The following is a 13,204-nucleotide window of genomic DNA, read 5'->3' as shown; positions in this document are numbered from 1 at the left end:
AACTTTTCTTAGCTTTTTACGTAGCCTTTCGTAGAGAAGTTGGGGAAGCAAAGGCCGCGATCTGTTAAACGATCATTCTTTCTAAGGCTGACAAATCGGGAACACAAATAGTGTCTTGATCCCGTTTAATCAAGCCTTTTTTTTCTAGCCTTGTCAATACTCGTGTCACCGTTTCCCGCGCCAGTCCGCTCAAACTGCTTAATTCACGATGAGGTAAATTAGGGATTTCAGTTCCTGTCTGCCCTTTTTTTCCTTGTCCTTCTGCCAAAAATAGCAAAGTATCTGCTACTCTTGACTGGCTATCAGATTCCCGCAACCGCAATCGGCGATTTACTTGCCGCAAACGTCGTGCCATTAGTTGCGCTAATCGAACTCCTGCCAAGGGTTCTACCTGAAGTAGCTTGACAAAATCTTGAGCAGGCATACTCCCAATTATTGTTGGGGCCAAGGTAATCACATCTGTGGATCTAGGTACTTCATCTAGCGCGGCCATTTCACCAAACAATTCCCCTTTGCCAAGAATATTCAGCGTTACCTCTTTTCCTTCCAGATTATAGGTACGAATTTTTACCCATCCATCCATAATAAAGTACACAGAACCGCCCCAGTCATTTTCCAGTAGAATTACCTGATTGGCTGGGTGGGTACGGGTAACAAGATGGACAAGGGCTAATTCTACAGCAGTTTCTGGCAACCCTTGAAAAAAGGGAGCGGAGGTGATCATCCAGGGATTAGCCTGTGCTTGCAAGCTATATCTGTCTTCCATTACGACATCTTTAATTCAAGCTGCTATATACACACAACAAACAAGGGCGCCATTTTTAGCCTAAGCTATCAAAGCACAGCTCCCTTTCAAAGAGAACACTAAACTATGCTACATAAGAAAGCGACCAGAAGGTCTTTCTAAACAATTTTTACCAAGAAAGGCAGATAGCGCAGCGTAAAGTCTTCTCTACGAGAGACATTCGGCATAGCATTTCTAAGAGTTGTTATGCCTAGCTTGCTTCTGGGTTCGCTACCTTTCTTGATAACCTGCAAAAATAAGCTTTTCACACAAATGCTGACTGAAGATTGCCACGGCTCTCAGTAATCCATAACATAATGACAGTCACAAGTCCAAACTTGGCTTTTACTACTCAAAACCTCTCCTCTGGTCGACGCGGCGCGTAGCTTGCTTCCCCTTAGGGAGACGGTGATTGTAAAGTAATTGTCACATTAATTGGCATAAATTTTTAGATAAGGTAATAAAAGTGACTTTTAGTACAGACGAAATTTCCAAGCTGATCGCAGACATTGACAACTTACTTGCTAGCGGTGGCAAGCGCCTGTCTAGATTTCTGTCTGGTCAGGCGCAAGAGCCTAAAGAAGTTTTAGAACGAATTCGCGGCTTCTTAGTGAAATTACAAGAAAAAGAAGCATTAGAAAGCGGCATCCCAAATCAGTCTTTTGAAGAACCGCGTTCGCCTTTGTTAACAAAATTTATTGATCGCGGCAATAACCAGTATCCACTACTGCCGCTAGAACCCACCCAGGAAGAGAGTACTGTTAGTACAGGAGAATTAAAAAATGAATTTTCGAGATTGATTCAGCCGTTGCGATCGGAATTAGAATTGCTCTTGCAAGAGCGAACCACTCTCATACAGGAAATTCGCCAGCTAGAACAAAAGCGTTTGCAAAACTACTCCTTAGCGCAGCAGTTGACAAACCAGGAGCAAATGATTACCGAGTTTTTACAGGTACTCATGAGTCGCCTAGTACCAACTTTAACGCCATTGATCGGACAGACGGGAGAAAATACCTCTAGTTCTTCAGGAGGAATTAATCAGGCATCTGCAACTCAACCTTTGTTAGAATCCCCAGAGCGTCTAGAGCAGTTAACACAGTTGGCCAGGGAGTTGGATCAACGCCTATTATCACTAGATGGCACGGTAAATGTAGTATTTGACGCACTACAGCGCAATATTAATACTTATTACGAATCCTTGTCGCAAGCACTGGCAAGAATGCATAGCCAGGGGATGCAAGGTGAACAGCTGATGACCAGCTTTGTGAACAATTTCACCCAGTATTTGCAGCAAGAACCCCCTAGTTCCCAGCCATCTTTCTTGGGGATAGAATCTGAAACACTAGCATCATCGCCTGAAACAGCCGAGATTGCTGTTGAAGTTGCACCCCAACCTTTGGAGATTATACAGCCAGAAATTTCATCTCCACTCACTATTAATTTTGAGCAACAGGAGACTACCCTCACAGAGGATTTAGATGCAGCAATGTTGCAGCTTGGTTTAGACTCGTCTGAATCTTCTGAAACCTTGACCGAATTACCGGAAGATATTTCTGCCTTAATTGGTGATGAAGTAGACCAACTTTACGCCAGTTTGTTTGGTGCTGGTGATGTTAATAATCCAAATCTCGATGTTGCCACAAATGACTTATCCACAGTTTCTTCATCACCGTTAAACATCGCTGAAGCCCCACCTGTTACCCCAACGGTCGATTCTGCGATCGCAGCACCAGATACAAGTTTATCAACCCAAGAGACTTTAGGAGAAACCACGGATTCATTAGAGCCACAGGAAGAACTCTTTTTTGCAGAGGATACTGACTTAGACTCACCTCTTAGCCTTTCTACTCCACAAACAGAGAGTTTCCCGGTAGAAGCCGACACTCAGCCACCTAATGTTGATACAATTAATAACCTAACTGACTTATTGCCTGATACAGGTAGTGATGAGCAAGGGCTGGATATATCATCTTTTGCGGAGGATGTCACAAGTCCAGCACAAGTTACTCCAGAAGTAGCAGCAATTGCGTTGGCATACCCCTATGAGGAAGCAAGCTACACGCAGGGTCTTGTAGAGAAGCCTACCGAAATCGCTACATCGGAAGTATTAATTAACAATGATCAGCAAGAACTTTCTTCAGATAGCTACATTGCTGCTTCACCAGAAGAAAACTTGCTTTCTGTTGAGTCAAACCAGTCTCCAGTAGTACCTGATATTTCCCTAGATGAAGAACAGTTGCAGCAATTAGATCGCGATTTGGCTAATTTTGATCAGCAGCTAAATTCTGAGTCGCAACCAGCTACCAACTTGGATATTTTCGCGGGACTAATTGATAAAACTCAAGACACAATCCCCACAACTTCCTCTGAAAGTCTCCAATTAATAGAAGATACCTCAGCTGCTGCTTTCGTTAGTTTAGAAGCTCCCCAGGTAGAAACTGACAAAGAAGAGGAAGTCACAACTCCGCTTCAAGACAGTTCTTTGCCTTCAATTTCTCACTCCATAAATAATCCAGAAGTTTCGTCCGATTTTAAAGAATCAGTTTGGTATTTAGGAATTGATTTAGGTACAACAGGAATTTCTGCCGCATTATTAAATCGCTCGACTTTTGTTGTACATCCTATCTACTGGTCAGCAGAAAATCCACCGGAAACAAGTTCCTTCCAGCAATCATTTCGTTTACCAACAGAGGTTTATCTACCTACAGCTTCTATACCCCACGGTGAAAATGAAAGTATCGAAGCACATGAGCAAACAGCACCTGCGGCTGTTGCTCAAGATAAAGGTAGCGATCGCTCGGCTACCACTCCTGCAACACCGAGATCAACGGCAGATCCGACGATAAATAATCTCTACTCGGCGCAGCTGAAGCCTTATTTACAAGTAGCCATTCCCTACAAGAGTGAACGACAGAAATGGGAACCTGTTTTGCAATTAATGAATTTTCGGCAGGGCCTTTGATTTGGGTAGTGCGATCGCTCTCTAAGCTACTATTAACCCTCAAATCCGAAAAAACTTCTACCACCCCCAGTTTAATGGCTGCTGCTGTTGGCATCAGCGAACAAAATTTTCCCCAAATTATCAATAATATTGCTGGTGTAATTTGCACCTGTCCATCTAACTGGTCGGAACAATACCGCTTTAACGTGCGGGAAGCTTTACTCACTAGCAAGCTGATCCAACATCCGCAGCAAGTCTTTTTTGTCGAAGAAGCGATCGCTAGTCTACTCCCAGAACTCGATGCTGCTAACGGTGAGCAAGTAAAATTAAGCGATGCTCAAGGTTCTTATCCAGCAAAAACCAGCGAACATCCCATTGTTGGCAACACCCTTGTAATTAACATTGGGACAACTGCCACAGAAATGTTGTTGGTGAATGTACCAGAAAGCTTGACGCAATTGACATACAATGATTTCATGCTCCACAGTTTTGCTTATGCTGGCAAGGGAATTGAACAAGATATTATTTGCCATCTGCTATTGCCACCGAAATCTCGACAATCACGCTCAGAAACACCAAGCGACGGCAAAACTACCGCCAGCAATCCTTGGCAATGGCAACCGTCAATTCCCGGTTTAGACCAAATGCACTGGCAGAGTTTAGGGTTGGAAGAATTAGAACTACCCAGAGTCGGAGAACCAGATATTACCGCTCGTATTCGCCTCCAGCAGCGTCTAGAAAGTTCTTTACTGGGACAGGCAGTATTAGATGCGGCATTAGCACTAAAGCTGATTTTGCAACACCAAGACTCTTTTACTCTGGAATTAGCCGATCAGCGATGGATTTTGCAGCGACGAGACTTAGAAAGCCAGGTATTTATCCCCTTTGTGCGCCGCCTGAACCGAGAACTTAACAAGTTATTGGTAGCTCGTGGTATCCCTACAGAAGCCATTAATCAAGCTATTCTCACTGGTGGGGTGGCTTGTGTCGGGACGGTGAACCGTTGGTTACGCCAAAAACTCCCCAGCGCTAAGATTATTCAAGATTTATACCTCGGCGAAAACGGCGCTCCTAATTGCAGTCGGGTTGCTTACGGTTTGGCGATGCTACCTCTGCATCCCCAAATTTTAGATATACCTAGGCAACAATATACTGATTATTTTCTCTTTACAGAATTGCTGCGACTGCTACCAGACCGATCCGTATCTTTTGGTGAAATTACCCAGTTATTTGAGGGTCGTGGGATCAATACTCGCACTTGTCAGCAACGACTGCTGGCTTTTTTGGAAGGTGAACTACCTTCGGGTTTGATACCTTCAGTTACAGATTCAACTTGGCTTACCCAGAGTTCACAAGACAATCCAGACTATCAAGCGATCGCTACGGCACCTCTTTTTGAAAAACAAGGGAGTCTCACTTATCGTCCCAATACCCAACAACTATTATCTTTGCGCCGCTATCTAGATGCGATCAAAGCTAGTAATCAGCAATCGCTGGAGGAACCATATACGGTGAATTTCGCCTTAGAGGTTGACCGTTGAAACTAGTACATAACGCTAGAAATAAGAATACTACTGAAAATTCCAAATGCTTACGTTGTCAGCATTTGGAATTTTGTAAGTACTACTAATATTTTATTAAAGTAATTTTTGGGACATCTACGTATAGTAGTATATTTTTTATTTTATGGAAAAAATACTGTAGATTCACAATTTATCAGTGTAATTTAAAGATTCTGTAAAATTTAAATTTTTGATTTTTTTAGTGTTTCAATTTTATGTACAGTACCAATCGGTAGTAGTAACAAAAACAGTTTTAAGAAGAATTCAGAAGTCAGAATTCAGGAGTCAGAATCAATCAGTCGCGGGTCTGAATCCCCGACTGATTGAAGACCACCAAATTTTCAATTTGGTGGGGGTCTTAAACCCGATTATTCAGACGCGACGCTCGAATACTCGCTAACGCTACGCTATCGAGTACTCGCTCTAAGCGAAGCATCCCGAAGGGTATACGCTGCGCTATCCGCCAGTCGTACAGAATTCATTCTGAATTCTGACTCCTGACTCCTGACTCCTGAATTCTGTTCGATAAATCGTTTGTAAAATCATGTCTATGTCTACACTACTGATGATGCAAAAATTCCTGTAATAAAATAAGTTAGCCCTCGTGAGTAATCTTTATCTTTATTCAGTTAATTCTTCGCAAAAGCCTTCACACCCTTCAACATTAAGCGTCAGAAAACGATTAATTGACATTATGGGAGCTATTGTGGGGTTAATAATCACATTTATAGTAGCAATTCCCGTAGCAATTGCTACTTTTATTTATGAGCCAAATCCAATATTTTATTCTCAAATTCGCTGTGGTTTGAATGGAAAAACTTTCCGGATGTGGAAATTTCGCTCGATGATCGTTGATGCTGATAAACTCAAGCATTTGGTTCAAAATCAAGCAAAAGGCCATATTTTTAAATCTGTTGACGATCCTCGTATTACTCCCGTAGGTAAATTTTTGCGGCGTACTAGCTTAGACGAATTACCTCAATTTTGGAATGTTTTGTTAGGAGACATGAGTTTAGTTGGTACTCGTCCTCCTACTCCTGATGAAGTCAGTCATTACGATCCACACCACTGGGATAGATTGCGAGTCAAACCCGGTATTACTGGAGAATGGCAGGCTAATGGGCGTTCAACGATTACAGACTTTGAAACTATTGTCAAGATGGATATAGATTATCAACGCAAGTGGTCTGTAATTTATGACTTGGTTCTGATTATTAAAACTATTTGGGTGGTATTCAAAAAGACTGGTGCTTATTAAATTGGGGCATAGAGAAAGATTTTTATCCTTTAACGCCGCTACCAGTTTCAGTGGGTACAATGTAACGTTGTAAAAATAGAAATAATAATAATACTGGCGCGATCGCAATTACTGAACCAGCAGCTACCAACCGCCAGTCAAGAGAAAATGTCCCTGCTAACTTGGCAACTCCCAACGGAAGAGTGTATAAATTTTCGTCTTGGATGACAATTAAAGGCCACAAAAAGTCACTCCAAGCACCAATGAATACGAAAATAGCTAAAGTTACCAGTGCTGGGCGAACTGCTGGTAACATAATATGCCACCATAATCCTAATTCTGAGCTGCCATCCATCCGGGCGGCTTCTTCTATTTCTTTGGGGACACTCATGAAAGCTTGGCGCAATAGAAAAATGCCAAAGGCAGAAGCTAAACTCGGAAAAATCATCCCTAAATAAGTGTTTCTCAAACCTAACTGGACTGTCAAAATATACAGAGGAATCATTACGATTTGAAAGGGAATCATAATCGTCGAGACGATCGCTACAAAAATCCCGTCTCGCCCCACAAAGGACAATCTTGCCAACGGATAGGCAGCCAAGGCGCAAAACAGTAGATTTAAAGCCACAGTCAGCACTGATACCAAAGTACTGTTATACAGGTATTGTCCAAAAGGTAGAGAGTTCCACACACTAAAGAAGTTATTTAATGTTGGTTGACTGGGTAACAACTGTGGCGGCGTCTGAAAAATGTTTTCCGTCGGTGACTTCAAGGCTGTACTAATTAGCCATAGTAAGGGAAAGAGCATCAACAGTGCGATCGCTCCCAACAGCACATACATTAGTAAAACCTGCGATCGTGATTTTTTACAGTTCAGCATTTGATTAATAAATTCCGATTTTTGTAAATATTAATTTTTGACTAAGAGATTTTTTAATCCATTATTTAATAGGTCAACCTGAATTAATAAATGTCTCAATACTCTTGGTAAGTAGCTGCCTTTCTTCATAGCTAAAACTTCTATAACATTCATTTAGAGGTAGATTATTGCCCAGGGCTATTTCATTCTAAAAAATTGCTTAAGTGTGTCTAACCCAAATGAACATAATCGTTGAGCTTGTGCCATATTTTCAAACATTTGACTTCGATATAAATTCAGAGTGAAATTACGAGCGATAGCAAAAATCTGGGGTAAAGGTTTAGTACGAATTCTAGAAGCGTCTTCTCCTTGAGTTACATCTCGAACATAATGAACTTTATTTTCAACACCCCAATATCCCCGGATGCGCTCGCTAAACTCTTGGGCTGTCGTACTTAAGGAAGATATGTAATAACGTGTTTCATTTTGGACTTCAATATGATTGTGCCTGATAGTCTGACGTTCTGATTGGACTCGGATGATAGTTTTCAGACCAGGCCAGAATGTAATATCATTTGGCGACTGACAAATACTAACTCTACGTTTTTCGATTCGACCATGACCTTTATTAATTAGTGAAACAGTAGAGTCTGGTATAAAATTTGTTTTAACATCTTTAAACAGAGTTGGTTGGTTGCCTTTAAGAGCAGCAATGTAATCATTACCAGTTTCGATTATCAATTCACAAGTTTTTTTTGGGTATTAATCGCATCAAAAGCGAAAACTACCCCTTGAAGAGCTAATTTTTGAATCAAAATTGGTAGAGCTTTAATTTCATTGGTTTTAGCATCTACTTCCCACGGCTCTAAAATCAAACCACGCTCGACAATATAGGTGCTAACTAACATTATTGCCGGATGAGAATCGGAATTTGGATTATCTTCTTCGATTTGATACGAACCTTTGATGACTTTGCCATCTAACCCTATGGTTTCTCCGCAGACTGGTTGTATATTAAAGAACTTAGCAAGACACGCTCCATATTCCTCGTAATTAACCTGTAACAAGGCACGACGTAAGGTGCTATACGAGGGTAATCTATTTTTCGCAGGTTTTAATAGTTCTATCAATTCTTCTTGGTAGCTTGCAATCCAATCTCCGATTGCTAAAAATCCTTTATTCCCCGCTGCGATGCCTACGGCGGGCTGCGCCTACGCAAGGGTAAATAATGCTAGGCACAATGGCAACGTATGACGTTGCCCAGCTCGGCGGCGGGGGTCTTGAAGCTCAAGAAAAGCTTCAATTATTGCTGGTTGGCTCACGGTACTAGATGTATTTCATTTTTAGTGCTGCATTGTACCATACAGCCTTTATGTTTAGAATGAAATAGCCCTGGATTATTGCCTGATGCTAATTTTAGATTAAAGCGATAAACTTTACCGAAGAAAGGCAGAGGGCAGAAGGCAGAAGACAGGAGGAAGAAAATATAATTTTTGCCCTCTGCTAAAAGGGTTTAAAGCCCCTAAATTTATTTATGAAAAAAAGAAAAAATATGTATTTCGAAACGCGCAGCGCAAGAAATACTACGTCCCTATTGAATCCCCTAAATTTATTTATGGGGTTTCCCTTCTGCCTTCTGCCTCCTGCCTTCTCAACATCTTCACCATCACCTTATTCTATTTGTAAACCTACAATTTGACTTAGCGGATATTCAATTACTTGAGTACTCAGCCATCAGTTATATAATTATTTATTCATTAAACCAAGATTACTGACTTATTTTAAAAGTCGGTAATCTTGGTATTTCAATTTTTACTAATTAGATTTAATTGGTAGAAAACCCAATGTTGTACACACAGCTTTCAAAAGTTTATCTTGCAGTTTTAAGCCAATTCACAGTAGTTAATCTTCAACCGCTACATAAGGTTGTGGTTCCCGCAAGCGTTGGGCAATTTGTTCTCGTCGATACTTTGCAAGTTCGCTGTAAAGCCTCTTACGAGAGAGATTCACACTTCCAACAGGCTCATGCTCTAGGAGTGTATGCCAAGGAGAAAATAGCGAACCCTCATCTAAACGTTTGCGTTCTTCAAAATCAAACTTCTGACTAGGAATGCGGACAGTTGCAACGTTAATAAATGGTGAATCTGCTTCTTGCCATTCTTTAACATGGTCTTCAATTGGCGTTTTTTCATCATCTACATAAAACTGAATTAGGAAGTCAAAAGACGCTTCTCGACCTTCTTCAGTCAGATATTTTACCAGCGTTTCTCGAAGGTAATTTTCTGATTCTGGAAGTGTTTCCGGTGGTTGTTCAGGCTGTTGAGATTTGACAGACAATTTTACAATGCGAGACGCTCCTAACGTCGCTACCGCTTCGCTAACGCCAAACTTAAAGGGAGCCATACTCCAATATTGAATCAAAAGTGGATTTCCTACCTTGTGGCTGCCAATTTTTTGCAAGATAGCAAAGGCGTAACCAAGTTCTTCTAGCCGTTCTGGGCTAAGTTTTCCACTACCTGCTTGAGAAAGATCGACATAATCACGAACGTCTTTAGTCAAGAAAATCGGATAATTGTTAAGTATAAAATCTTGAGTTTTTTCTTCATCATCAAGGGCTTTTTGCCCTTCCACATTCATCACCTTGATGGCGATACCACGAACATCAGGTTGGCTATCGGAGTGGAATTTCCCACGCTTTTGAGGTGAACCACCACTAGAGAAACGAATCCACGCAGGATAGGTTTGGGGCGTTTTGAACAAACCTACTTTCAGGTCTTCACGAAGATTGGGTTCAATAATAAACTCTCCCCAAAGGAGTCCATGACTTTTGCTATGAATTTGGCGGAGGTCTGGGCCATTTTTTTGTTGAGCTTGGAGGCTCGTTGCGATAATATCGTCGATTACTTGCTTCTTGCTCAGTGGTAGATGACGTTGGGTTAGTCATAAAACATTTGATGAGATGTCTTCATTATCCTGAATCCTTCAACCTTTTTGAGTCAATCCGGTTTCCGTACAAATATGTTGTAATGGTTTATCCCAAGGTTCAATCGGTATTTGGGAGAAATAGGCAAAATCAAAGACAATTCCGATAGTCGGCTTTGTCTGCCACTGCGGTAAACTGAGCAAGCGATCATAATATCCGCCGCCATAACCCAAACGATATCCTTGATGGTCGCAAGCTACACTGGGGACAAGAATCAAATCTACTTTCGCAGCATCTAAGATTGGAGCGTCAGGGTGTGGTTCAGCAATGCCATAAGCGCCGCTTTGAACAGAATCATCAGGTGTCCAAATATGCCAACATAAGGATTTATCAACGCAGCGAGGAAATCCCCAACGGTATTTGGTGTTGGCAAATAGGGGACTGAGATCGGGTTCTTGGCGAAAGCTGAAATAAGCGAGTATTGTTTTTGCTTGGGTAAACAAAGTAGATTTTTGTAAATGATAGCTAATGCGATCGCTTTTTTCTCTCCATTCTCCAACGGACATTGATTGACGTGTTTTGAGTAAAGTGCGGCGCAGTTCTGCTTTATTTAATTGATGATTAACTTTGTCCATAAAAATTTATATCGCCAAAAAAATAAGCTGGGCATCGCCCAGCTTATATAACTCTACATTCACCAATACTATAGTTATGCCGCGTGTTGACGATACCACTCAATGGTATTTTTTAGCCCTTCTTCAAAGCTCACCTGAGCCGTAAAATTAAAGGCAAGCTTGGCGCGTTCAGTATCTAAACAACGGCGGGGTTGACCATTAGGCTTGTCAGTTTGCCACACGATTTCACCCTTAAACTCCATTAATTCGCAGATAAGAGTTACTAAATCAAGAATGGAGATTTCATAACCCGTTCCCAAGTTAACTGGTTCCGATTCATTATAGAATTGAGTCCCCATAACAATCCCCCTCGCTGCATCTTCTGAATACAGAAACTCACGGGTAGGACTGCCATCACCCCAAACTTGCAGTTGCTTTTCTGCTTTAATTTGGGCCTCGTGAACTTTGCGAACTAATGCCGGAATAACGTGGGAACTTCCAGGGTCAAAATTATCTTCTGGGCCATATAAATTTACTGGGAGTAGGTAAATCCCATTAAAACCGTACTGCTGGCGGTAAGATTGCAATTGAACTAAAAGCGCTTTTTTTGCAATTCCGTAAGGGGCGTTGGTTTCCTCGGGGTAGCCATTCCAAAGGTCATCTTCTTTGAATGGCACTGGGGTAAATTTAGGATAGGCGCAGATTGTGCCAACACAAACAAATTTTTCTACTCCAGCTTGGTAAGCAGCGTGAATTAGCTGGGTTCCCATGATCAAGTTATCATAAAACAACTCAGCGGGTTTTTCGCGGTTCAGACCGATACCACCGACATGAGCTGCTAGGTGAATAATGATGTCTTGCTGGTCAACTGCACGTTGGCTATTTTCCCAAACACGCAAATCACAATCGCGCGATCGCACTATTGTAATCTTCTCACGATCAGCCCCTGCAATACACAGTTGATCGATCACCTGACGACCTAGAAACCCCGACCCACCAGTGACGAGAATTCGTTGATTTTTTAGTTCTAAGGCGGTCATATTTTTATCCTCTGTGGTGCAAATCAGAAGTGCAAAGCGCCCAGTTCTTGACGAATAGTTGCAATATCTAATGGAAATTGCGAACCATTTCCATTGGGTGAAGTCTGACCCAATGCTTGTAAGTCTGCTTCTACCATTAGGGAAACTAGTTCTTCAAAGGTCACTGATGGTGTCCAACCTAAATTCTGCCGTGCTTTGGTAGCATCGCCAATCAATAAATCTACCTCCGATGGACGGAGGTAACGCTCATCAAACTCTACATAATCTTGCCAATTGAGATTTACATAATTAAATGCTAGTTCCAAAAATTCCCGTACCGAGTGGGTTTCGCCAGTAGCAATTACGTAATCGTCTGGCTGATCTTTCTGCAACATCAACCACATTGCTTTGACGTAATCCTTCGCATAGCCCCAATCTCGCTTGGAATCTAGATTACCCATGTAAATCTTTTTCTGTTTACCAGCAACAATACCAGCCACGGCTCTAGTAATTTTCCGGGTTACAAAGGTTTCACCCCGCCGTGGTGACTCATGGTTAAAAAGTATACCGTTACAAGCAAACAAATCATAAGACTCACGATAATTTACAGTTTGCCAGTGGGCATAAACTTTCGCACAGGCGTAGGGGCTGCGGGGATAAAAGGGCGTTGTCTCACTTTGAGGTATTGCTTGTACTAAACCGTACATTTCTGAAGAACCCGCCTGGTAAAATCGCACCTGAATTCCGGTACGATGCTGGTAGTCTCGAATTGCTTCCAACAGACGCAATGTACCCATTCCTACAGCATCCACCGTAATATTCTGGTGAATCAAAGCTAACTACTGACATGGGATTGAGCGCCGAGGTTGTAAATCTCTACTGGTTTAACTTCTTCTAAAATGCGGCGCAACGTCGTACCATCCGTCAAGTCTCCGTAGTGAAGAAATAACCGCACTCCCTCTTTGTGGGGGTCTTCGTAAATGTGATCGATGCGGTCTGTGTTGAAGGTAGAAGTCCGGCGAATGATGCCATGAACCTCATAGCCTTGTTCCAACAAAAACTCACTTAAATATGAACCATCTTGACCGGTAATACCAGTAATTAAAGCTCGCTTCTGTTGCGTCATGCTCAATATATACCTTATTTTCCTTGATTAAAAAGTTACAGGCAATCTGATACAACCTAGCAACTAATTGCTGAATTGCCTAATGGGAAACCTACGAGTTCTTGCTGTTATAAGACTTTTTCCGTAAATAAATATACGT

Annotated in this window: 6 protein-coding genes and 3 pseudogenes; 2 read left to right on the top strand and 7 right to left on the bottom strand. The window is 41.8% G+C overall.

Translation table 11 applies throughout. From position 1 onward, the window contains the following. Positions 1-64: 64 nt before the first annotated feature. Positions 65-766 (bottom strand): Crp/Fnr family transcriptional regulator, encoded by a 702-nt coding sequence (locus ANSO36C_RS18425; RefSeq protein WP_251955713.1) that lies wholly within the window; start codon positions 764-766, stop codon positions 65-67. A 484-nt stretch (positions 767-1,250) separates the two neighbouring features. On the opposite strand from ANSO36C_RS18425, the pseudogene ANSO36C_RS18420 reads away from it, so the two are divergent. Next, positions 1,251-5,266, top strand: a pseudogene (locus tag ANSO36C_RS18420) (hypothetical protein). A gap of 625 nt (positions 5,267-5,891) precedes the next feature. Then, positions 5,892-6,545, top strand: coding sequence for a sugar transferase (locus ANSO36C_RS18415; protein WP_251955712.1), 654 nt, complete (start codon positions 5,892-5,894; stop codon positions 6,543-6,545). Positions 6,546-6,567: 22 nt separating this feature from the next. Here the strand turns inward: ANSO36C_RS18415 and ANSO36C_RS18410 are convergent, their stop codons facing one another. From ANSO36C_RS18410 to gmd, 6 genes and pseudogenes are all read right to left on the bottom strand, one after another. Continuing rightward, positions 6,568-7,404 (bottom strand): carbohydrate ABC transporter permease, encoded by an 837-nt coding sequence (locus ANSO36C_RS18410; protein WP_251955711.1) that lies wholly within the window; start codon positions 7,402-7,404, stop codon positions 6,568-6,570. Between the two features lie 177 nt (positions 7,405-7,581). Beyond that, a pseudogene (locus ANSO36C_RS18405) lies at positions 7,582-8,534 on the bottom strand (ISAs1 family transposase). Between the two features lie 751 nt (positions 8,535-9,285). Next, entirely contained in the window at positions 9,286-10,179 is an 894-nt protein-coding gene (locus ANSO36C_RS18400; RefSeq protein WP_251960366.1) for a catalase family protein, read from the bottom strand. Positions 10,180-10,365: 186 nt separating this feature from the next. Then, entirely contained in the window at positions 10,366-10,941 is a 576-nt protein-coding gene (locus ANSO36C_RS18395; RefSeq protein WP_251955710.1) for a 5-formyltetrahydrofolate cyclo-ligase, read from the bottom strand. A gap of 74 nt (positions 10,942-11,015) precedes the next feature. Continuing rightward, the gene (locus ANSO36C_RS18390) at positions 11,016-11,960 is read right to left on the bottom strand and encodes a GDP-L-fucose synthase family protein (protein ID WP_251955709.1); all 945 of its coding nucleotides are present in this window, start codon (positions 11,958-11,960) and stop codon (positions 11,016-11,018) included. A gap of 23 nt (positions 11,961-11,983) precedes the next feature. Next, positions 11,984-13,065 (bottom strand): annotated as a pseudogene (gene gmd, locus ANSO36C_RS18385) (GDP-mannose 4,6-dehydratase). Positions 13,066-13,204: the final 139 nt, after the last annotated feature.

The organism is Nostoc cf. commune SO-36 (assembly GCF_023734775.1).
In the GTDB taxonomy this organism is placed as follows: domain Bacteria; phylum Cyanobacteriota; class Cyanobacteriia; order Cyanobacteriales; family Nostocaceae; genus Nostoc; species Nostoc commune_A.
Note: the sequence above shows the minus strand (reverse complement) of the source record. Positions and strands in the feature narration are given on the sequence as shown.